We start from the raw sequence: 19,367 nt of genomic DNA, 5'->3' as shown, positions 1-19,367 counted from the left end.
GGGCCTTTCCGGGTTTCTCAACCAATCCATGGCGTCATGCGATCATGACCGCAAGCCGCATCCCCGGCCTGGACGCCCTGCGGGGCCTCGCCGCCCTGCTGGTGCTGGCCTTCCACGCGCGGGGCCTGTCCATTCCTCGAGCGATCGGGCCGTACGAGGTGCTGGGCCACGGCTATCTGGCGGTCGACCTGTTCTTCGTGATCAGCGGCTTCGTGCTGGCGCGGGCCTATGACGCGAGCCTGGCGGCCGGCGAGGGCGCGGGCTTCATGGTCAAGCGGCTGAAGCGCCTCTACCCGATGGCGCTGCTGGGCCTGCTGCTCGGCGCGGGGATCTGGCTGGCCCAGGGCGCGGATCCGGGGGCGACCCTGCTGCTGATGGTCCTGGGCCTGGCCTTTATCCCGTTCGCGAGCGGCCGCGACGTCTTTCCGCTGAACGGCCCGCAGTGGTCGCTGGTGTGGGAGCTGGCGGCGAACCTGGTCTACGCGGTGGTCGCGCCGCGGCTTACGACGAGGCGGCTGGCGGCGCTGGTCGCCATTGGCGGCGTCGCGCACGTGGCGCTGACCCTGACCTATGGCACGGGCTCGCTGGGTCCCTACGGCTTCAACTGGTGGGCCGGCGCGCCGCGCGTGATCTACGGCTTCTTCGCCGGCGTGCTGCTGGCGCGCCTGGCGAGCCAGGGGCGGCTGAAGGTCCCGGCCGCGCCGATCCTGGCGATCCTGGCGGTGGTGGTGCTGGCCTTGTCGCCGCCGGTCCCGGAGGCCGCGCGGGCGGTGTTCGATCTCGTCGCGGCGCTGATCGTCTTCCCGCTATTGGTCGCCTGGGCGGCGCGGGCGGACGTCGGGCGGGCGCTAAGGCCGGCGCTGGACGGCCTGGCGGGGATGTCCTACGCGCTCTACGCCCTGCACATCCCGATCGTGATGGGCCTGGCGCATTGGAAGCTGAACGCCCTGGCGATCCCGTTGGCGTTGGGCGCGGCCTGGGCCGCGCACCATTGGTTCGAGCCCTGGGCCGCGCGCCTGCTCCGTCGGAGAGGTCAGGGCTTTTCGACCAGCGCCCCGTCTTCCAGCACGCGATAGAAGCACGAGCGGAAGCCGACGTGGCAGGCGCCGCCGTCGCCGCGCGGACGCACCTTCAGCAGCACCGCGTCCTGGTCGCAGTCGACCCGCAGCTCGACCACATCCTGCAGCTGGCCGCTGGTCTCACCCTTCTTCCAGAGTTCATCGCGCGAGCGGCTGAAATAGTGGGCGATGTTGGTCTCGACCGTCAGTTTCAAGGCCTCGGCGTTCATCCAGGCCAGCATCAGGATCTCGCCGGTGTCGGCATGCTGGGCCACCGCCACGACCAGGCCGTCGGCGTTGAAGCGCGGGGCGAGGGCCGCGCCGCGCTCAAGGTCGTGCTTGCTGTGGGCTTGGGGGAACAGGTCGGTGCTCATGGCGCCACATATGGCGCAGGGCTTGAGCCTGCGCTAGCTTCCGCGCCGATCTCACGGGGAAGAGATGAACCTGAAGGACCGCATCAAGGCCGGCGTGGCGGCGCTGGACGATCGGGCAAGGCCCTGGGCGCGCCGGTCGCGCTGGAACGGCTATGCCTACGAGTTCCTGCTGTTCGGGCTGAAGCAGGCCTGGGCCTGCCTGTTCGGCGGCCTGATGCTGGCCCTGCTGGTCGGCACGCATCTCTTCTGGCCGGCCGACGCGCCGCTGGCGCGTTACGATTTCCTGGTCATCGCCGCCGTCGCCATCCAGGTCCTTCTCCTGGCCCTGAAGCTGGAGCGCTGGGACGAGGCGCTGGTCATCTTCATGTTCCACGTCGTCGGCACGGTGATGGAGCTGTTCAAGACCGCCCACGGCTCGTGGATCTATCCCGAGCCCAGCGTCCTGAGGATCGGCGGGGTGCCGCTGTTCACGGGGTTCATGTATGCCTGCGTCGGCAGCTACATCGCCCGCATCTGGCGGCTGTTCGACATCACCTTCGTGCGTTACCCGCCGTTCTGGAGCACCCACATCCTGGCGGTGCTGATCTACGCCAACTTCTTCAGCCACCACTATATCGTCGATTTCCGGGTGGGCCTCTTCGCCCTTTCGGCGCTGCTGTTCGGCCGGACCTGGTTCGTGTTCACGCCGGACCATGTCGCCCGCCGCATGCCGATGCTGATGGGCCTCGTCCTGGTCTCGCTGTTCATCTGGTTCGCCGAGAATCTTGGCACCTTCGCCGGCGCCTGGATCTATCCCAGCCAGGCCAAGGGCTGGCATCTGGTGCCGATCGAGAAGATGGGCGCCTGGTATCTTCTGATGCTGATCAGCTTCGTGCTGGTGACGCTGGTCCACCGCCCGGTGGACGCCTGCGTGGCGCGGCTGCGCGAGGGGATCTGGCGGGCGGCTTAAATCTATAGATCCTCCCCCGCGATGCGGGGGAGGTGGCCCAGAGGGCCGGAGGGGGCTAGCTGGATCGAGGCCGCGTTCGCCCCCTCAGTCACTCCGTGACAGCTCCCCCGTGTCACGGGGGAGCATCCAGAAAACTACTTCCGCGTCACCAAGTCCATGAACCGCTGCTGCAGGACCTTGTCGGTCTTGAACACGCCGCGGAACTGGGTGGTGATGGTCGAGACGTCGTGGTGGTGGACGCCCCGCGTCGACATGCACTGGTGCTCGGCGTCGATCAGCACGGCGACGCCAGCGGCCGAGAGGTGGTCCTCGATGGCGTCGGCGACCTGCATGGTCATCGTTTCCTGCGTCTGCAGACGCTTGGCGAAGATCTCGACCAGGCGGGCCAGTTTGGAGAGGCCGACCACCTTGCCGGTCGGCATGTACGCCACCCAGGCCTTGCCCAGGAACGGAGCCATGTGGTGCTCGCAGTGACTTTGCACGTCGATGCCGCGCAACATGACCATGTCGTCATAGCCCTGGACGTCCTCGAAGGTGCGCGACAGCTCCTTGGCCGGATCGCCGTGATAGCCGGCGAACCATTCGCCATAGGCGTCGACCACGCGCTGGGGCGTGTCGAGCAGGCCTTCACGGTCCGGATTGTCGCCGGCCCATGCCAGCAGGGTCCGGACGGCGGCCATGGCCTCATCTCGGGTGGGGCGCTGGGCGGGTTCAAGATCAAGACCGGTGTCCCCATTTTCAGAGAAGGGGGCGCCGATCAGGGTTCGCTCGCGGGACAAGGCGTCCATGTTTTTCAGAGGTCTTTCCACGGGCTGAGTTGCGCCGAAGCGCCTCTCGCTCCGGAATTACGCGTGCCACCCGTTTCATAATACGGCGCGGGGAGCGATTTAGACGCATCGCGACATGGCCCTTACCGTATCAGGAAGATATATGGGGCCGGCCCCTTTCGGGGGCAACACCTCCGTTACGTTAGGTTGCCGCGACCCAATGACCCTGAAGATCCACGACACCCTGGCGCGCGAGAAGCGCGACTTCGTTCCCGCCGATCCCAAGCGGGTGACGATGTACGTGTGCGGTCCGACGGTCTGGAACCACGCCCACATCGGCAATTTCCGGCCCGTCGTGGTGTTCGACGTGCTGTATCGCGTGCTGCGCGGCCTCTATGGCGAGGACGCGGTGGTCTATGCCCGCAACGTCACGGACGTGGACGACAAGATCAACAAGAAGGCGGCCGAGGAAGGCGTCGACATCTCGGTGATCACCGAGCGCTACCTCGCCGCCTATCACCAGGACGCCGACGCCCTGGGCGCGCTGCGGCCCAATCTCGAGCCGCGCGCCACCGACCATATCGGCGCGATCGTCGAGATGATCGGCAAGCTGGTCGACAACGGCAGCGCCTACGCCGCCGAAGGCCATGTGCTTTTCGACACCCAAAGCTTCGCCGACTACGGCCAGCTGTCGGGCCGGCCGCTGGACGAGATGATCGCCGGCGCCCGCGTCGAGGTCGCGCCGTACAAGCGCCACCCGGCCGACTTCGTGCTGTGGAAGCCTTCGAAGGAAAACGAGCCCGAGTGGGACAGCCCCTGGGGCGCGGGCCGTCCGGGCTGGCACATCGAGTGCTCGGCCATGATCGAGAAGACGCTCGGCGACACCATCGACATCCATGCCGGCGGCATCGACCTGACCTTCCCGCACCACGAGAACGAGGTCGCCCAGAGCCGTTGCGCCCACAAGACGCCGGTCCTGGCCAACTACTGGATGCATAACGGCTTCCTCGACATGGCCGGCGAGAAGATGTCCAAGAGCCTGGGCAATGTCGTCATCCCGCACGAGCTGCTCAAGAACGTCCCGGGCGAGGTGATCCGCTGGGCGCTGCTGTCGGCCCACTATCGCCAGCCGCTGGACTGGACGCCGGAGCTGCTCGAGCAGTCCAGGAAGTCGCTGGATCGTCTGTACGGCGCCCTGCGTCGCGCCAAGGACGTGCCGCTGGACCAGGCCATGGAGGCGCCTGAAGAGGTGGTCGCGGCCCTGATGGACGATCTCAACACGCCGCTGGCGGTGTCGAGCTTCTTCGAGGTCTCCAGCGCCATCGAACGGGCCGTGACGGCCGGCGACACGGTCGCCATCGCCGCCAACAAGGCCCGCCTGATCGAGGCCGGGGCTCTGCTGGGCTTCCTGCAGGCCGATCCGGACAGCTGGTTCGAGGGCGATGCGTCCGACGAGCTGAAGGCTCGGGTCGAGGATCTGCTGGCCAAGCGCCTGGCCGCTCGCGCCGCCAAGGACTGGGCCGCCGCCGACGCCATCCGCGCCGAGATCGACGCCCTGGGCGTGGTGGTCATGGATGGCCCGTCGGGCGCGACCTGGCGCATGAAGGACTGAGCGGGGTCCCAATGAGCCAAGTTGAGCGTTCGCGCGCCGTAGTGGTAAGTCCCGCACCATGAAGCGCGCCGTCGAACATCGCCTGGGCGTCCAGGCCCCCGCCGAGATCGTCTGGGAAGTCGTGTCCGAGTTCGAGACCTGGCGCGAGTGGAACCCCCTCTACCGCAAGGCCGAGGGGCAGATGAAGATCGGCACGACCCTGACCCTGGAGCAGCACCTGCCGGGCCAGCCCGCCAAGGTCATCGCGCCGATCGTCCAGGACTGGGTGCCCTATGAGCAACTGCACTGGCGCTCCAGCCGGATGGGCGGTTTCGTGACGGCCATCCGCTATCTCGAAATCGAGAGCATGGGGCCCCAGAACGCCACCTTCTCCAACGGCGAGCTGTTCATGGGCTTCCTGCTGCGGTTCGTGTCGCGCGAGGAGCGCCGCCAGCTGCGGGCCGCCTTCACGGAGATGGGCGAGGCCGTGCGCGACCGCGCCGAGGCCATCTGGTCCGAGCGCCAGAAGACCCCATCTTAGGTTCGTCCATTCTAGGCCAGCGATGATCGACGACCTCTACAGCGCCAGGATCCTCAACCTCGTGGCCAACATGCCGCGAGCCGGACGCCTGTCCGCGCCCGACGCCAGCAGCGAGAAGCACGCCAAGCTGTGCGGCAGCCGGATCGTCGTCGACGTGGTTGTCGAGGACGGCAAGGTCGTCGACTACGCCCAGGAGGTTTCGGCCTGCGCCTTGGGCCAGGCCGCCGCCGCGATCCTGGGCGCCCATGTCATCGGCGCGGAACTTTCCGACATCGAGTTGGCGCGCGACTCTCTTGCCGCTATGCTTAAGACGAACGGTCCGCACCCTGCGGGCCGGTTCGCGGAGCTCGCCGTGTTGGAGCCGGTCAAGGACTATCCCGCCCGTCATGCCTCGACGCTTTTGGCGTTCGAAGCGACGGTGGAGGCTGTCCGTAAGGCCACAGCTGTCTCCGAAACGCGAACTAGCACCGCCGGCGCGGCTTGATCCCTGCCTTCGGGGAGTGTGTAACCGCATCGCAACAAAGTCGCGCGCCGGCATGACCTTCTACGACCGCACCGTCGACCTTGGCCTTCGCGCCTACAAGTTGACGCTCTCGCCTCTGATAGGGCGTCAGTGCCGCTTCGCGCCGAGCTGTTCGGAGTACGCGGCGGCCGCCCTCAAGGATCATGGCCCGCTCAAGGGTTCCTGGTTGGCGTTGCGACGGATTTGCCGATGCAATCCGTTAGGTGGATCGGGCTACGACCCGCCGCCGTCGCGACGCCAGCCACGCAAGTGGATATGTGAAGAATGATCGATCTGGTTTTCCCCGACGGCTCGGCCCGTCAGTATCCTGACGGCTCGACGGGGCGCGACGTCGCCGCCGCCATCTCCAAATCCCTCGAGAAGAAGGCGCTGCTGATCAAGCTGGACGGCGTGCTGCTGGACCTCGACCGTCCGCTGACGGCCGATCTGCTGACCGGCGACCGCAAGTTCGAGATCATCACGCGCGAATCGCCGGACGCTCTGGAAGTCATCCGCCACGACACCGCCCACGTCCTGGCCGAGGCGGTGCAGGAGTTGTTCCCCGGTACGCAGGTGACCATCGGCCCGAACGTCGAGGACGGCTTCTATTACGACTTCGCGCGCGACGAGCCGTTCAGCCTGGAAGACCTGCCGAAGATCGAAGAGCGGATGCGTCAGATCGTCGATCGCGACGAGAAGATCCGCCGCGAAGAGGTCGATCGCGACGCCGCCATCGCCGACTTCGAGGCCATGGGCGAAAGCTACAAGGCCCAGATCATCCGCGACCTGCCGGCTAGCGACACGATCACGGTCTATCACCAGGGCGAGAAGTGGAAGGATCTGTGCCGCGGGCCTCACCTTCCCTCGACCAAGGCGGTCGGCAAGGCCTTCAAGCTGACCAAGCTGGCCGGCGCCTACTGGCGCGGCGACCAGAACAACGCCCAGCTGCAGCGCATCTACGGCACCAGTTGGGCCTCGGAAGCCGACCTGGAAGCCTATCTGAAGCGCATCGAGGAAGCCGAGCGTCGCGATCACCGCAAGCTGGGCAAGACGATGGATCTCTTCCACATCCAGGAAGAGGGCAAGGGCATGGTGTTCTGGCACGCCAAGGGCTGGGCCCTGTACCGCGTGCTCGAGGACTACATGCGCCGTCGCCTCGACGCGGCTGGCTACAAGGAAGTGAAGACGCCGCAGATCCTCGACAAGAGCCTTTGGGAGAAGTCCGGCCACGCCGAGAAGTTCGGCCACGCCATGTTCATGTGCGAGAGCGCCGAGGGCGAGATCCTGGCGGTCAAGCCGATGAACTGTCCCGGCCACATCCAGATCTTCAATGTTGGCCAGAAGAGCTATCGCGAGCTGCCGCTGCGCATGGCCGAGTTCGGCGCCTGCCACCGCTACGAGCCCTCGGGCGCCATGCACGGCATCATGCGGGTGCGGGCCTTCACGCAGGACGACGCCCACATTTTCTGTCGCGAAGAGCAGGTCACGGAAGAAAGCGCGCGGTTCATCGAACTGTTGCGCTCGGTCTATAACGACCTCGGGATGACTCTTGCCGACACCAAGTTCTCGACGCGTCCTGAACTGCGCGCCGGATCGGACGAGGTCTGGGACAAGGCCGAGGCCGCCCTCTCCGCCGCCGCTGAAGCAGCGGGCGAGACCTTGGTGCTGCAGCCAGGTGAAGGCGCGTTCTACGGCCCGAAACTCGAGTTCTCGCTGAAGGACGCCATTGGTCGTGTCTGGCAGTGCGGTACGCTGCAGCTCGATTTTGTTTTGCCGGAACGATTGGACGCCGAGTACGTTTCGGAGGATGGTTCGAAGAAGCGTCCGGTGATGCTTCACCGGGCGATCTTGGGGTCCTTCGAGCGTTTCATCGGCATCTTGTTGGAAAACTTCGCGGGCGCCCTGCCTGTCTGGCTGGCGCCGACTCAGGTTGTCGTGGCCACGATCACCTCCGACGCTGATGACTACGCCCGTGAGGTCGCCGAGAAATTGACGAACTTGGGGATGCGCGCGGAGGTGGATCTGCGTAATGAGAAAATCAACTACAAGATTCGCGAGCACAGCCTCGCCAAGGTGCCTGTGATCGCGGTGGTGGGTCGTAAGGAAGCTGAGACGGGTCAACTGGCCCTTCGCCGCCTCGGCGGTGAAGGTCAGAACATCCTGTCGCTGGAGGAAGCTCTCCGCGTCCTGAAGGCCGATGCCACCCCGCCTGACATCGCCCGCAATCAGGGCGTCGCCAAACCCGCCCTGGAGGCCGCGACCGCCTGATGAATAGCATTCTCCCGTCCGTCTCGACCCTTGCCGTTGGCGCGCGTCCGGCTCGTCCGAACGTGTCCGTCGTCATGGTCGTCTATCGGACGGGAGAGGCGTTGGCGCAGAGCATCAAGCATGTGCTGGCCGAGCCGCTGGTCGACGAGTTCGTCATCGTCGACAACGGCTCCGACGGCCGCGACGAGGACATGTTGCGTTCTCTGGCCCTGACCGAGCCGCGCGTCGTGCTCAAGCAGGGCCACGGCAATATCGGCTTCGCCCGCGGCGCCAATCTGGGCGCCAGCGTGGCGGGCGGCGAATACATCGTCTTCCTCAATCCCGACGCCAACCTGCAGTCGGGTTGCGTGGCGGCGCTGGTCACCGCCTTCAAGGGCCAGCCGACACCGACCGTGGTCGGGGCGCGCGTGCTCAATGTCGATGGCACCGAGCAACGTGGCGGCCGCCGCGGCGAGGTTACCCCGATGACCACCGTGCTGACCTTCGGCCAGTTCACGCGGCGCCATCCGCAGCTGGCCAGCTTCGAGATCCATCGCGAGAACGAGCCGCTGCCGCGCGGTCCCGCGCCGATGCCGACCATCTCGGGCGCCTGCTTCGCCATGCGCCGAGGCGATTTCGAGGTGCTGAGCGGCTTCGACGAGGGCTATTTCCTGCACGTCGAGGACATCGACCTGTGCTGGCGCGCCCGCCGGGCTGGCGGGCAGGTGCTGTTCCAGCCGGACGCCCAGGTCATCCATCTGGGCCACACCAGCCAGGAACACCCGCTGAAGGTCGAGTTCCACAAGGGCGTCGGCTTGACCCGCTACTTCATCAAGCGCGCCGATAGCTTGCAGCTGTTCGCGGCGGCGGTGCTGCTGGCGCCGGCCATCATGCTGATGAGCGTTTGCCGGCCGCTGCTGTGGAAGCTGACCGGGCGACCGATCTAGGCGCTCTTCGCGGTCACATCGGCCCTATCGTCTCGAACCTTACCCCATCCGGCCCCTCGATCGAGGTCGGGGCCTTCGGGTTCTTGGCCGGCAGCAGCGCGCGATACCGCTCGTAGATCGCCTTGACGTTACGTCCCGGCTTCACCGTGAGGCATTGGTCGAACTCGCCTTCGCGGCCCCAGGGCTTGCGCTCCGAGCGGGCGATGTCGGGGTCGGTCTTGACCATGTCGGCGACCGTCGCGGCCAGCGGCTGGTCGATCCCCATACCATAGCTGCCGAACTTGATCGTCACGTCGCAGCGGGCGGTGACGCCGCTGTCGACGGGCGCGGCGGCGCAGGCGGCCAGGCCTAGGGTCAGCAGGGCGGCGAAGCGGATCATGCGGGAAAGCCTCCGGCGCGGGCCAGGGACGAGGCGGGGACCTTGCCCAGCTTGGCGCTGATCTCGCGGCCGATCTCGATCAGGGCCGCCAGATCGTAACCCGTCTCGAAGCCGGCGCGTTCCAGCATGTAGACCAGATCCTCGGTGCCGATATTGCCGGTGGCGTTTGGCGCGAACGGACAGCCGCCCAGGCCGCCGACCGAGGCGTCCAGCACGTCGACTCCAGCCTCGACGCTGGCATAGGCGTTGGCCAGGCCCGTGTTGCGGGTGTCGTGGAAGTGCATGCGCAGGCGCGTGTCCGGCGCGGCGGCGCGGGCGGCCTCGATCCGCTTGCGGACGGTCCAGGGATCGGCGACGCCGATGGTGTCGGCGATGGCGATCTCGCGCACGCCCAGGGCGGCGGCCTCGCGGACGATGGCCATCACCTGGTCCTCGGAGACCTCGCCGTCGAACGGACAGCCAAAGGCGACGGAGATCGTCGCGGTGATCGGCGGGCCGCCCTCCACCGCCTGGCGCTCGGCGATGGCGGCCAAGGCGTCGAGCTGCTGGCTGACCGTCGCGCCCTGGTTGGCCAGGCCGAAGCCGTCCGAGGCGCAGACCACGACATTGGCCTCGTCGCACTGGGCGGCGACGCAACGCTCCCAGCCGCGCATGTTCAGCACCAGGCCGATGCGCGAATGAACGAGATCCGCGGGCAGGGCGGCCATGATCTCTTCCGCGCCCGCCATCTGCGGCACGCGGTTGGGGTTCACGAACGACACCACCTCGGTGCGCCTGGCGCCGGCGGCCTCCAGCTTGCGGATCAGGTCCAGCTTCTCGTCGACCGACAGCGACAGCTTCTCGTTCTGCAGGCCGTCGCGCGGCCCGACCTCGACGATCTGGATGAAGCGGCTCACGGTTGACCCTCCTCTTCAGGGGCGGCGGCCTGGGGTTCGCCCCGGTAGACGGTCAGGCGTTCCTGGTCGCCGTCGGAATAGTTCAGACCCTCGACCGTCGCGACGGGATGCGGGGTCAGGCCTAGGGCGGCCAGGGTGTCGCGGAAGGGCTTCTCCTCGCGCCCCTCGACCACGGCGGGGCGGCCTTCGATGACCGCCTGGGCCGCGCCCTCGCCGTCGGTCAGTTCGGTGGCCGTGCCCAGCTGGAAGATCAGGCTGGGCTCGGCATAGCCCGTGACGGCCACGGGGCCGGCCGCGCCGGAGCGGGGCGACAGCCGCGTGCGGTCCAGGGCGTCGGCGACGTCCTGGGACAGGAACAGCGGCTGCAGATGCGGGATCAGGCCGGCGGTCAGGGCGATGTGCGCGCCGACGCCCAGCACCCCGGCCGTGACCAGGGCGCGGGCCGAGTGGCGGCGCAGGAGCAGAACCGCGCCGGCGATCCCGGCGGCGAGGGCGAGGCTGGCGGCCACGACGGTCCAGGCCAGATCGCCGCCATCGCCGAACTGGGTCTGGCCGTAGACGGCGACCGCGGCCAGCACGGCGCCCATCAGCACCGACAGCCCGCCGCCAAGCCAGCGGACGAGCTTGCCCAGCGGCTCGCGCACGGCGGCGGCCATCAGCATGGCCAGGGCGCCATAGGCCGGCAGTTCGTAGTGGACCAGCTTGGTCGGCAGGATCTCGAACATCAGCCAGGTCGGGACCAGCCAGCAGACGGCGAAGCGCACGCCTGGCTCGTTGCGCCGGGTCCAGCCGACGACCAGGCCAGCTGGCAGCAGCAGCGTGGCCGGGAACGACAGCAGCGGGGCCAGCAAGGCGTGATAGCCGAACGGGCCGGCGTGGCCCTCCTGGCCGCCGGCCAGCTTGGGCGCCAGATCCCCGCCCACGGCCGCGCCCCAGAAGGCCCCGTCGGTGGCCACGGTGATCATCATCGCCCAGGGCAGGCATATGGCCGCGAACAGGATCAGGCCCCAGGTCCAGCCCAGGTCCTTCATCCAGGCCGCCTTGCGGTCCCAGATCGCCAGGCAGATCAGGGCGAAGACCGCCACCAGCAGGCCGACGGGGCCCTTGATCAGGGCGGCGACGGACAGGCCCAGCCAGAACAACAGCTTGGTCAGCTTCCCCGCCTTCTCGCCCGTCAGGTGGCCGGCATAGACGCGGGCCAGGGCGGCCATGGCCAGGGTCGTGGTTCCGCACAGGGCCGCGTCGGTCTTGGCGATGAAGGCCTCGGACGACAGCAGGAAGGTGGCGCCCAGGATCGAACCGGCCAGCAGGCCCGTCCGAGGATCGAACAGCGCCGCCGCGCCCCAGGCGCAGGCGGCCGCCGCCAGCATCGCGCCCAGCAGGGACGGGATCCGATAGGCCCAGATCCGGCGGTCCTCTGCGTCGGAGAACGCCTTGACGCTCAGCGCCTGCAGCCAGTGGATGCCGACCGGCTTCTTGAAGCGCGGCTGGTCCTGGAACTTGATGACCACGTAGTCGCCCGTCTCCAGCATCTGGGACGTGGCCTGGGCGAAGCGGGACTCGTCCCGGTCCAGCGGCGGCATGGCGAACAGACCGGGCAGGCCGGCCATCAGGGCGACGAGCGCGGCGAACAGCGGGCCGCGCCAACTGCGGCTCCAGTCATCCAAGCGAGATTCAAGCGTCATGCGGCCACGTTTAGCACGATCCTTTCGTGTGGAAATTTTTCCGCTATTAGAAGCCGATGAACGCCACCCCCGATTTTTCCGTCGTCGTTCCCGTCTTCGACGAGGGCGAGGCCGCGCCAAAACTCGCGCGCGAGATCGCGACCGCTTTCGCGGGCGAAAACTACGAGATGATTTTCGTCGACGACGCCAGCCGCGACGACACCAAGGCCCGGCTGGTCGCGCTGAAGGCCGAAATTCCGCGGCTACGCGTGCTGGGCCATAAGAAGAATTCCGGCCAGAGCCGCGCCGTGCGCACCGGCATCCTGGCCGCGCGCGGTCCGATCATCGTCACCCTGGACGGCGACGGCCAGAACGATCCGGCGGACGCCCCGCGCCTGGCCAAGGCCCTGCAAGCCGGCCCCTCGACCCTCGCCCTGGTCGGCGGCGAGCGGGTCAAGCGCCAGGACAGCAACGCCAAGCGCTTCGCCTCCAAGCTCGGCAACGGGGTGCGCAAGCGTCTCCTGAAAGACACCGCCAACGACACCGGCTGCGGGCTGAAGGCCTTCCGTCGGGAGGCCTTCCTGCGCCTGCCGTACTTCGATCACATCCACCGCTACATCCCGGCGCTGATGCTGCGCGAGGGCTATGAGGTGAGCTTTCAGCCGGTCAATCACCGTCACCGCGAGACCGGCGTGTCGAAGTACACGAACTTCGGCCGGCTGAAGGCCTCGGTGTCCGATCTGCTGGGCGTGATGTGGCTGCAGTCGCGGGCTCGAAATCCCCAGGGCGTGGACGAAGCTTAAGCGTCTCGGGCGAGGCCGCTTCACCGCTGGCTAAATTCCGGCTACGCCTTAACCAAGACGGCGGCTTGCATCCGCCGTAGGGGGAAGTTCATGTTCGCTGCGGTTCCGCTGCTGGCCTTGCCGGTCATCATCTACAATCTGATCGCCCTGACCCTGACGGGCGGCTTCAAGGCCGTGGACGCCAGTGTCCGCATGACCGACCGGCTGTTCACCATCCACATGACCTCGCGCGCCGAATGGGGCGTCAGCCTGGGCGACCTGCTGCTGGCCGCCTCGCTGGTGGTGCTGTTCGTCGAGCTGCTGAAATCGACCACCAGCCGCAAGATCGCGATCATCAACCACTCGCTGTCGATGGTGCTGTTCATCCTGTGCCTGGTCGAGTTCCTGCTCGCCCCGGCCTTCGCGACCTCGACCTTCTTCCTGATCACCCTGATGGTGCTGCTGGACGTCCTGGCCGGCTTCATCGTGACCATCGTCGCCGCGCGGCGGGACGTCGACTTCGGGGATCACTAGCTCCCCGGAAACCCGCCCGTCTGCCGTAGCGCCTCGCCCAGGGCCATCGCGGCCGTGGTCGCCAGGTTCATCGAACGCGTCTCGGCGCGGATCGGGATGACGATGCGGCCTTCCGCCGCGGCGTGAACCTCTTCCGGCGCGCCGCGACTCTCGTTGCCGAACAGCAGGGTGTCGCCGGGCTCGAACGAAAACCTGTGGAAGGGCGTGGCGCCCTTGGTCGTGAAGAGCAGCAGGCGCCCGTCAACGCGCTCCGGCGCCTTAAGGAAAGCTTCCCAGCTGTCGTGGCGCATCAGCTGGGTCAGCGGCCCATAATCCAGGGCCGCGCGCTTCAAGCTCTTGTCATCCAAGGGAAAACTACAGGGCTCGATCACGTCCAGACCCACCCCGAAACAGGCCGACAGCCGGATGGCCGCGCCGACGTTTTGGGGAATGCCTGGTTGAAAAAGTGCGATACGCATAATAAGCGAACCAACCACAAGGGCAGCAGGGGCTTTGCCGGGAATCGAAAGGGCTTGCGGACTCGGTCCGCGCGTCCGATACGACGATCCGACCGCTGCCTTGTGGCGGAGATCCGCTTGCGGGTCGAGCAAGATATGGCGCTGCAAAGCGCTTCTCCAAGTCGGACCGCTTTTCGCGGACCGGCGGAATTAGAGGGTGACGTAGGTGGCCGACACCGCCGTGGGCGCAACGACCGAGCCGGAACACGGGAGCGATCCCTCCCGGCGCGACTTCATTCACATCGCCGCGATCGCGGCCGCCGCCGGCGGCGCAGCGACCCTGGTGTGGCCGTTCATCGACCAGATGAACCCGTCCGCCGATACGCGGGCCCTGGCCTCGACCGAGTTCGACGTGACCAAGGTCGCCGAGGGCCAGCAGGTCGTCATCAAGTGGCGCGGCAAGCCGCTCTTCGTGCGCAATCGCACCAAGGCCGAGATCGCCAAGGCCGTCGCTGACGACCACGCGCCGATGAAGGATCCGGCCACGGACGCCTCGCGCGTCAAGCCGGGCAAGGCCGAATGGCTGATCGTCGGCGGCAACTGCACCCACCTGGGCTGCGTGCCGACCTTCGGCGGTGGCGAATACGGCGGCTGGTTCTGCCCCTGCCACGGCTCGGTCTATGACACCTCGGGTCGTATCCGTAAGGGCCCCGCGCCCCTGAACCTGGTGGTTCCGGAATACGCCTTCCTCACCGACACCAAGGTCAAGATCGGTTAAGCGAGATGAGCGGACATTCGACCTATCAACCGAAGACCGGCATCGAGCGTTGGCTCGACGCTCGTCTGCCGATCATCCGCCTGGGCTATGACTCGTTCGTCGACTATCCCACGCCGCGGAACCTGAACTACTGGTGGACCTTCGGCGGCATCCTGTCGCTGTGCCTGGCCTCGCAGTTGATCACCGGCATCATCCTGGTGATGCACTACACGCCGAGCGCCCAAGGCGCCTTCGCGTCCGTCGAGCACATCATGCGCGACGTGAACTACGGCTGGCTGATCCGCTATATGCACGCCAACGGCGCGTCGATGTTCTTCATCGCCGTCTACATCCACATGCTGCGCGGCCTCTACTACGGCTCCTACAAGGCGCCCCGCGAAGTGCTGTGGCTGCTGGGCTGCGTGATCTACCTGCTGATGATGGCGACCGCCTTCATGGGCTACGTCCTGCCCTGGGGCCAGATGTCGTTCCACGGCGCCGTCGTGATCACCAACCTGTTCGGCGCCCTGCCGCTGGTCGGCGAGAGCATCACCACCTGGCTGTGGGGCGGCTTCGCGGTCGACAACCCGACCCTGAACCGCTTCTTCTCGCTGCACTACCTGCTGCCCTTCATGATCGCGGGCGTCGTGATCCTGCACGTCTGGGCCCTGCACGTGGTCGGCCAGAACAACCCGACCGGCGTCGACCCGAAGTCGAAGGCCGACACCGTCGCCTTCACGCCGTACGCCACGGTGAAGGACGGCTTCGCGATGAGCGTCTTCCTGATCCTCTTCGCCTTCTTCGTCTTCTACATGCCGAACGCCCTGGGCCACGCCGACAACTATGTCGAGGCCAACCCGCTGGTGACGCCGTCGCACATCGTCCCGGAATGGTACTTCCTGCCGTTCTACGCGATCCTGCGCGCCGTGCCGGACAAGCTGATGGGCGTGTTGGCCATGTTCGGCGCCATCGCCTGCCTGTTCGCCCTGCCTTGGCTGGACACGTCGAAGGTGCGCTCGATGCGCTATCGTCCGACCGCGAAGATCTACTTCCTGTTCTTCCTGGTGGCCTGTGTCATCCTGGGCTTCTGCGGCGCCAAGCTGCCCGACGATCCGGTGATCCCGCACCTGACCACGTTCCAGCTGATGGGCTCGGACATGAACAGCTTCGTGTGGCTCAGCCGCGTCGCGTCGCTCTACTACTTCGCTTTCTTCCTGGTCGTGCTCCCGGTCCTGGGTCTGGTCGAAAAGACCCTGCCGGTTCCGGACTCGATCGCTTCGCCGGCCCTCTCGGCCGACGCTCATAAGGGTTGATCCCGATGCTCCGCAAACTCTCGGTTCTCGCGGCGGCGGTCGGTCTCCTGACGGTCGGCGTCGCCGGTCCGGCGCTCGCCAACGGCGGCGCGCTGAAGGCCAAGGAAGTCCACTGGTCGTTCGAAGGCCCGTTCGGCAAGTTCGACCAGGCCCAGCTGCAGCGCGGCTACAAGGTCTATCGCGAGGTCTGCTCGGCCTGCCACTCGATGAAGCTGGTCGCGTTCCGCAACCTCGGCGACAAGGGCGGCCCGTTCTATAGCGAGAAGTACCCGAACTCGAACGACAACCCGTGGGTCAAGGCGATCGCCAAGGACTACGAGGTTCCGGATATCGATGGTGAGACCGGCGACGTCATCAAGCGTCCGGCCACCAGCGCGGACCACTTCCCGGGCCCGTTCGCCAACGAAGCCGCGGCCCGCGCCTCGAACGGCGGCGCCCTGCCGCCGGACATGTCGCTGCTGGCCAAGGCCCGTGAAGAGGGTCCGGCCCACATCTATTCGATCGTGACCGGCTACGTGGATCCGCCGAAGGGGCTCAAGGTTCCGACCGGTGGTCACTACAACCCCTACTTCCCCGGCGATCTGACCTCGGCCTGGTCGGGCAGCCACGAGCACATCCCGCCGGGCGGCTTCATCGCCATGGCCCCGCCGCTGAAGGCTGGCCTGGTGACGTTCGATGACGGCACCAAGTCCACCCTGGACCAGCAGGCCAAGGACGTTTCGGCGTTCCTGATGTGGGCCGCCGAGCCCAAGCTGGAAGAGCGCAAGCAGACCGGCTTCGCCGTTCTGATCTACCTCGTCCTGCTCTCGGGTCTGCTGTACGCCAGCTACAAGACCGTGTGGCGCAACGAGTCGCACTAAGCGGGCTCAGAGCGCTACAAGGACTGAAGTTCGAAGGGCCCGGTGGAAACACCGGGCCCTTCTTCTTTGTGGCTACAGGTCCAGCCGCCACACGATCAGCGGCCCGTCCTCGCTGTCCTCGCGCTCACCCACGGCCTGGAAGCCGTTGCGGGCCAACACAGCCTGCGAGGCCGGATTGTCGACCGAGGTCTCGGCCGCGAGCGCCAGCAGGCGGTCATCCCTTCGCGCCCAGGCCGCCAGGTCGGCGACGGCGCGGGTGGCGACGCCTCGGCCCCAGCGGGTGGGGGCGACCCCATAGCCGATCAGCAAGGATCGGTCGGCCGCGTCCAGCGGCTGGACGGACGAGATCAGGCCCACGACCTCGCCGTCTTCCACCATCATCCAGGCGCTGGGGCTGAACGACGCGCGAATCTGGTCGGCCAGCCGCGCCAGCATGTCCAGCACCTCGGGCGGGGCCACCGGGCTGTCGGCCAGGCGATAGGGGGCTGGCGCTTCGCCGCGAAGCAGGGCGGCGAAGTCGTCGGGCTTGGCTTCGATCAGCATCAGGGCGCGACCGACAGGGTGCGGGCGTCGGCCGACAGGCGCAGACGGTGACGAGCCCAAAGCGCCGTGCCCAGGGTCCCGTCGACACCCTCCGGCAGGTCGTCGGCCAGGGTGGCGGGGACGTTCTGGGCCAGCACGCCGCCGATCGACAAGGCTCGAAGCCGCGCCGGCGCGATGTGGCGGGCGCTCGGGTCGAGCTTACCGGTCGCGGCGGCCCCGCGTGTCGAGAGCCGGGTCATGGCCTTGGAGGCGGTGTCGATGGCGAAGGCGCCGCGCAGGGCCGTGGGGCCGTCGCTGACGGCCGCGACGATGGTCGGCAGGCCGTCGATCACCTCGACCGGAAACACGACCTGACGGGCCGCGCTCCACGGCTGGTCGATGCGCACCCGACAGGGCGCGAAGTCGATCTCCACCCCGTGTCCGGTCAAGACGTCCATGCCGATGACCCCGGCGATCGGTGTGACGAAGCCGGCGCCGCGGGCGTCCAGGTCGGCGACCTTGACCGACACGGCCGACGCCTTGAGGCCCGCCACCTCCACCGACAGGGTGAGTTCCGGCGTCGTGACGCCCGCCATCTGGGCCTTGGTCTCGTGCAGCAGGGTGCGCGGGGCGGAGAGGTCGAGAACATAGTCGCCGGCCATGTCGGCGATCGCCGCCGGAACGACGACGGCCCCGTTCTCGAACCAGCACGCCGTCTCCCCAGCCCGCGCCGCGCCGGCGAGGGGCAGGGCGAGCACACAGGTCAGGACGGTCAAGCGCAGACGCATGGCGTCAACGTAACGCAGCCGTGACGCTGGCGCGATGGGTTCGACATTCCGGTGACAGCGCCGAACCAGGCCTCAGGCCTCGCCCTTGCTCCCGCCCGAACGATGGAACAGCTGCGAAGTCCGCAGCAAGGCAAGCCGGGCGCTGTCGGGGTGATGGCCGCTGGGCGCCACGAAGGCGTGGCCGGCCTCGTAGAGATAGATCGGCAGGTCTGGGTGGGCGTCGCGGATGGCGTCGACATCGGCCAGCGGGATCAGGCTGTCGGTCTTGCCGAAGTGCAGGATGGTCGGGACCTTGGGCGTCTCATCGCGATAGGCGACGATGTCGCCGCCGTAGAAGGCCGAGACCGCCGTCAGCCGCTCGCAGCGGCAGGCCGCCAGCCAGGCCGTCGTGCCGCCATAGCAGAAGCCCATGGCGAACACGGGGCCGTCCAGGGCGTCGATACAGGCCTGGACGCGGGGCAGGGTGGAGACGCCCCAGCCGGTCGCCTTGCCCATGGCCATGCGCGCGTGGAGGATCGTAGGCGTGGTGTCCTCGACGGGGAAGTCGGCGTCGGCCGCGTCCATCAGGCTGGGGACGATGACCTCATAGCCCTGCTCGGCCAGGCTGTCGGCCAGCCCGCGCAGATGCGGCGTCACGCCCCAGATCGCGTGCAGCATGACGATGCCGCCGCGTCGGGCCTCCCGCGGCGGGGCGTGATAGGCGGCGAAGGGCGCGCCGTCGTCCTTGCGGGCCAGGGCTATCCGTTCGCCCATCTCAGGCGGCTCCGTTGGCGGCGAACAGCGCGAGCGTCCGCGCGCGGGCAAGCTCCGCATCGGCGAGATCGCTGTCGGGCCGGCCGTCGTTGTTGAAGCCGTGGCCGCTGGCCTCGTAAACGTAGACCGGAACATCGGGATGAGCGGCCTCGACCTTGGCCTTGACCTCATCGGCGGCGATATGGGCGTCCTTGCGGCCCAGGTGCACGATCACCGGCGCCTTCAGGGCCAGCTCGACATTGGCGGCGATCATGCTGCCATAGTAGGCCGAGCCCGCCGCCAGCCCTTCCAGCCGGCCGGCCGCCAGCCAGACCAGCGAACCGCCCAGGCAGTAACCGACCGCGAACACCGGGCCGCGCGTCGCCAGCGCGTCGATGCAGGCCTGGATGTCCGACAGCATGGCGTCGATCCCGACCTTCTGCACGTAACTGACGCCCGTCTGGAAGCCCTTGGGGTCATGCTCGGCCACGAAGCCGGGTTCGGCGCGATCGAAGATCGACGGGGCCAGCACCTCGAACCCCAAGGCCGCCCAGCGCGCGACGTCGGCCTGGACGTACTGGTCGAGACCGAAGATCTCCTGGATCACCACCACGCCGCCCTTGCGCGGGCCCTCGGGCTGGGCGTGCAGGGCGGTGAAGGCGAAGCCGTCGACGGCGGAGGTCAGGGTGACGGTGTCGGACATAGGCGTACTCCCCAATGAGAAACG

General features: G+C 67.5%; 23 protein-coding genes. 13 read left to right on the top strand and 10 right to left on the bottom strand.

Annotated elements, in window-relative coordinates; all coding sequences use genetic code 11:
• The first annotated feature begins 44 nt into the window (after positions 1-44).
• Positions 45-1,076 carry an acyltransferase family protein gene (locus ACW175_RS21560; protein ID WP_492101976.1) on the top strand — a complete coding sequence of 344 codons (1,032 nt, stop codon included), beginning with the start codon at positions 45-47 and terminating at the stop codon, positions 1,074-1,076.
• Here ACW175_RS21560 and hisI read toward each other — a convergent pair.
• Positions 1,034-1,432, bottom strand: coding sequence for a phosphoribosyl-AMP cyclohydrolase (gene hisI, locus ACW175_RS21555; RefSeq protein WP_492101975.1), 399 nt, complete (start codon positions 1,430-1,432; stop codon positions 1,034-1,036). The two genes, ACW175_RS21560 and hisI, sit on opposite strands and share 43 nt — an antisense overlap.
• A 64-nt stretch (positions 1,433-1,496) precedes the next feature.
• On the opposite strand from hisI, the gene ACW175_RS21550 reads away from it, so the two are divergent.
• Positions 1,497-2,381, top strand: a complete 885-nt coding sequence (locus tag ACW175_RS21550) for a DUF817 domain-containing protein (protein WP_492101974.1) — start codon at positions 1,497-1,499, stop codon at positions 2,379-2,381.
• 134 nt (positions 2,382-2,515) lie between these two features.
• On the opposite strand, the gene folE is transcribed toward ACW175_RS21550, so the two are convergent.
• Positions 2,516-3,169, bottom strand: a complete 654-nt coding sequence (gene folE / locus ACW175_RS21545; protein WP_492101973.1) for a GTP cyclohydrolase I FolE — start codon at positions 3,167-3,169, stop codon at positions 2,516-2,518.
• A gap of 199 nt (positions 3,170-3,368) precedes the next feature.
• Between folE and cysS the strand changes: the two genes are divergently transcribed.
• Genes cysS through ACW175_RS21515 form a run of 6 tightly spaced genes read left to right on the top strand, consistent with a single transcriptional unit; the run spans position 3,369 to position 8,976 of the window.
• Positions 3,369-4,760, top strand: coding sequence for a cysteine--tRNA ligase (cysS, locus tag ACW175_RS21540; RefSeq protein ID WP_492101972.1), 1,392 nt, complete (start codon positions 3,369-3,371; stop codon positions 4,758-4,760).
• 58 nt (positions 4,761-4,818) lie between these two features.
• Positions 4,819-5,280: an SRPBCC family protein gene (locus ACW175_RS21535; protein ID WP_492101971.1), complete on the top strand. Its 462-nt coding sequence runs from the start codon at positions 4,819-4,821 to the stop codon at positions 5,278-5,280.
• Between the two features lie 22 nt (positions 5,281-5,302).
• Positions 5,303-5,764, top strand: coding sequence for an iron-sulfur cluster assembly scaffold protein (locus ACW175_RS21530; protein ID WP_492101970.1), 462 nt, complete (start codon positions 5,303-5,305; stop codon positions 5,762-5,764).
• Between the two features lie 52 nt (positions 5,765-5,816).
• Positions 5,817-6,071: a membrane protein insertion efficiency factor YidD gene (yidD, locus tag ACW175_RS21525; RefSeq protein ID WP_492101969.1), complete on the top strand. Its 255-nt coding sequence runs from the start codon at positions 5,817-5,819 to the stop codon at positions 6,069-6,071.
• Positions 6,068-8,050: a threonine--tRNA ligase gene (gene thrS, locus ACW175_RS21520; RefSeq protein ID WP_492101968.1), complete on the top strand. Its 1,983-nt coding sequence runs from the start codon at positions 6,068-6,070 to the stop codon at positions 8,048-8,050. The genes yidD and thrS overlap by 4 nt, the downstream gene beginning before the upstream one ends.
• Positions 8,050-8,976, top strand: a complete 927-nt coding sequence (locus ACW175_RS21515) for a glycosyltransferase family 2 protein (protein ID WP_492101967.1) — start codon at positions 8,050-8,052, stop codon at positions 8,974-8,976. Before thrS ends, ACW175_RS21515 begins: the two co-directional genes overlap by 1 nt.
• 13 nt (positions 8,977-8,989) lie before the next feature.
• Here ACW175_RS21515 and ACW175_RS21510 read toward each other — a convergent pair whose 3' ends face one another.
• From ACW175_RS21510 to ACW175_RS21500, 3 genes are read right to left on the bottom strand one after another with little or no spacing between them, the layout of a single operon-like run.
• Positions 8,990-9,355 carry a hypothetical protein gene (locus ACW175_RS21510; RefSeq protein ID WP_492101966.1) on the bottom strand — a complete coding sequence of 122 codons (366 nt, stop codon included), beginning with the start codon at positions 9,353-9,355 and terminating at the stop codon, positions 8,990-8,992.
• Positions 9,352-10,251, bottom strand: coding sequence for a hydroxymethylglutaryl-CoA lyase (locus ACW175_RS21505; protein WP_492101965.1), 900 nt, complete (start codon positions 10,249-10,251; stop codon positions 9,352-9,354). The genes ACW175_RS21510 and ACW175_RS21505 overlap by 4 nt, the downstream gene beginning before the upstream one ends.
• Positions 10,248-11,936 (bottom strand): ArnT family glycosyltransferase, encoded by a 1,689-nt coding sequence (locus ACW175_RS21500; protein WP_492101964.1) that lies wholly within the window; start codon positions 11,934-11,936, stop codon positions 10,248-10,250. Before ACW175_RS21500 ends, ACW175_RS21505 begins: the two co-directional genes overlap by 4 nt.
• 56 nt (positions 11,937-11,992) lie before the next feature.
• On the opposite strand from ACW175_RS21500, the gene ACW175_RS21495 reads away from it, so the two are divergent.
• Together ACW175_RS21495 and ACW175_RS21490 are read left to right on the top strand one after the other, a co-directional pair.
• Positions 11,993-12,718: a glycosyltransferase family 2 protein gene (locus ACW175_RS21495; protein WP_492101963.1), complete on the top strand. Its 726-nt coding sequence runs from the start codon at positions 11,993-11,995 to the stop codon at positions 12,716-12,718.
• A 90-nt stretch (positions 12,719-12,808) separates the two neighbouring features.
• Complete coding sequence (locus tag ACW175_RS21490; protein ID WP_099581506.1) at positions 12,809-13,231, top strand: hypothetical protein; 423 nt, start codon at positions 12,809-12,811, stop codon at positions 13,229-13,231.
• On the opposite strand, the gene ACW175_RS21485 is transcribed toward ACW175_RS21490, so the two are convergent.
• The gene (locus tag ACW175_RS21485) at positions 13,228-13,689 is read right to left on the bottom strand and encodes a tRNA (cytidine(34)-2'-O)-methyltransferase (protein ID WP_099582412.1); all 462 of its coding nucleotides are present in this window, start codon (positions 13,687-13,689) and stop codon (positions 13,228-13,230) included. The two genes, ACW175_RS21490 and ACW175_RS21485, sit on opposite strands and share 4 nt — an antisense overlap.
• A gap of 205 nt (positions 13,690-13,894) precedes the next feature.
• Between ACW175_RS21485 and petA the strand changes: the two genes are divergently transcribed.
• Genes petA through ACW175_RS21470 form a run of 3 tightly spaced genes read left to right on the top strand, consistent with a single transcriptional unit; the run spans position 13,895 to position 16,598 of the window.
• On the top strand, positions 13,895-14,446 hold the full coding sequence (gene petA, locus ACW175_RS21480; RefSeq protein ID WP_492101962.1) for a ubiquinol-cytochrome c reductase iron-sulfur subunit: 552 nt from the start codon (positions 13,895-13,897) through the stop codon (positions 14,444-14,446).
• Positions 14,447-14,451: 5 nt separating this feature from the next.
• Complete coding sequence (locus ACW175_RS21475; protein WP_492101961.1) at positions 14,452-15,738, top strand: cytochrome b; 1,287 nt, start codon at positions 14,452-14,454, stop codon at positions 15,736-15,738.
• Between the two features lie 5 nt (positions 15,739-15,743).
• Positions 15,744-16,598, top strand: a complete 855-nt coding sequence (locus ACW175_RS21470) for a cytochrome c1 (RefSeq protein ID WP_492101960.1) — start codon at positions 15,744-15,746, stop codon at positions 16,596-16,598.
• Between the two features lie 72 nt (positions 16,599-16,670).
• Here the strand turns inward: ACW175_RS21470 and ACW175_RS21465 are convergent, their stop codons facing one another.
• The 4 genes from ACW175_RS21465 to ACW175_RS21450 form a co-directional block, all read right to left on the bottom strand.
• Positions 16,671-17,141, bottom strand: coding sequence for a GNAT family N-acetyltransferase (locus ACW175_RS21465; RefSeq protein ID WP_492101959.1), 471 nt, complete (start codon positions 17,139-17,141; stop codon positions 16,671-16,673).
• Entirely contained in the window at positions 17,141-17,908 is a 768-nt protein-coding gene (locus ACW175_RS21460) for a hypothetical protein (protein WP_492101958.1), read from the bottom strand. Before ACW175_RS21460 ends, ACW175_RS21465 begins: the two co-directional genes overlap by 1 nt.
• A gap of 72 nt (positions 17,909-17,980) precedes the next feature.
• Positions 17,981-18,661 (bottom strand): dienelactone hydrolase family protein, encoded by a 681-nt coding sequence (locus ACW175_RS21455; RefSeq protein ID WP_492101957.1) that lies wholly within the window; start codon positions 18,659-18,661, stop codon positions 17,981-17,983.
• A 1-nt stretch (position 18,662) separates the two neighbouring features.
• Complete coding sequence (locus ACW175_RS21450) at positions 18,663-19,343, bottom strand: dienelactone hydrolase family protein (protein ID WP_492101956.1); 681 nt, start codon at positions 19,341-19,343, stop codon at positions 18,663-18,665.
• Between the last annotated feature and the right edge of the window lie 24 nt (positions 19,344-19,367).

The sequence above is a fragment of the Caulobacter sp. FV1ye6ST genome (assembly GCF_058681225.1).
The sequence above is the reverse complement of the archived record's forward strand: the minus strand, read 5'-3'. Positions and strand labels throughout refer to the sequence as shown.

Bases quoted from the DNA above. Each gene is read 5' to 3' on its own strand.
- ACW175_RS21560 (WP_492101976.1), top strand. From the start codon at position 45: ATGACCGCAAGCCGCATCCCCGGCCTGGACGCCCTGCGGGGCCTCGCC.
- hisI (WP_492101975.1), bottom strand. From the start codon at position 1,432: ATGAGCACCGACCTGTTCCCCCAAGCCCACAGCAAGCACGACCTTGAG.
- ACW175_RS21550 (WP_492101974.1), top strand. From the start codon at position 1,497: ATGAACCTGAAGGACCGCATCAAGGCCGGCGTGGCGGCGCTGGACGAT.
- folE (WP_492101973.1), bottom strand. From the start codon at position 3,169: ATGGACGCCTTGTCCCGCGAGCGAACCCTGATCGGCGCCCCCTTCTCT.
- cysS (WP_492101972.1), top strand. From the start codon at position 3,369: ATGACCCTGAAGATCCACGACACCCTGGCGCGCGAGAAGCGCGACTTC.
- ACW175_RS21535 (WP_492101971.1), top strand. From the start codon at position 4,819: ATGAAGCGCGCCGTCGAACATCGCCTGGGCGTCCAGGCCCCCGCCGAG.
- ACW175_RS21530 (WP_492101970.1), top strand. From the start codon at position 5,303: ATGATCGACGACCTCTACAGCGCCAGGATCCTCAACCTCGTGGCCAAC.
- yidD (WP_492101969.1), top strand. From the start codon at position 5,817: ATGACCTTCTACGACCGCACCGTCGACCTTGGCCTTCGCGCCTACAAG.
- thrS (WP_492101968.1), top strand. From the start codon at position 6,068: ATGATCGATCTGGTTTTCCCCGACGGCTCGGCCCGTCAGTATCCTGAC.
- ACW175_RS21515 (WP_492101967.1), top strand. From the start codon at position 8,050: ATGAATAGCATTCTCCCGTCCGTCTCGACCCTTGCCGTTGGCGCGCGT.
- ACW175_RS21510 (WP_492101966.1), bottom strand. From the start codon at position 9,355: ATGATCCGCTTCGCCGCCCTGCTGACCCTAGGCCTGGCCGCCTGCGCC.
- ACW175_RS21500 (WP_492101964.1), bottom strand. From the start codon at position 11,936: ATGACGCTTGAATCTCGCTTGGATGACTGGAGCCGCAGTTGGCGCGGC.
- ACW175_RS21495 (WP_492101963.1), top strand. From the start codon at position 11,993: ATGAACGCCACCCCCGATTTTTCCGTCGTCGTTCCCGTCTTCGACGAG.
- ACW175_RS21490 (WP_099581506.1), top strand. From the start codon at position 12,809: ATGTTCGCTGCGGTTCCGCTGCTGGCCTTGCCGGTCATCATCTACAAT.
- ACW175_RS21485 (WP_099582412.1), bottom strand. From the start codon at position 13,689: ATGCGTATCGCACTTTTTCAACCAGGCATTCCCCAAAACGTCGGCGCG.
- ACW175_RS21475 (WP_492101961.1), top strand. From the start codon at position 14,452: ATGAGCGGACATTCGACCTATCAACCGAAGACCGGCATCGAGCGTTGG.
- ACW175_RS21470 (WP_492101960.1), top strand. From the start codon at position 15,744: ATGCTCCGCAAACTCTCGGTTCTCGCGGCGGCGGTCGGTCTCCTGACG.
- ACW175_RS21465 (WP_492101959.1), bottom strand. From the start codon at position 17,141: ATGCTGATCGAAGCCAAGCCCGACGACTTCGCCGCCCTGCTTCGCGGC.
- ACW175_RS21460 (WP_492101958.1), bottom strand. From the start codon at position 17,908: ATGCGTCTGCGCTTGACCGTCCTGACCTGTGTGCTCGCCCTGCCCCTC.
- ACW175_RS21455 (WP_492101957.1), bottom strand. From the start codon at position 18,661: ATGGGCGAACGGATAGCCCTGGCCCGCAAGGACGACGGCGCGCCCTTC.
- ACW175_RS21450 (WP_492101956.1), bottom strand. From the start codon at position 19,343: ATGTCCGACACCGTCACCCTGACCTCCGCCGTCGACGGCTTCGCCTTC.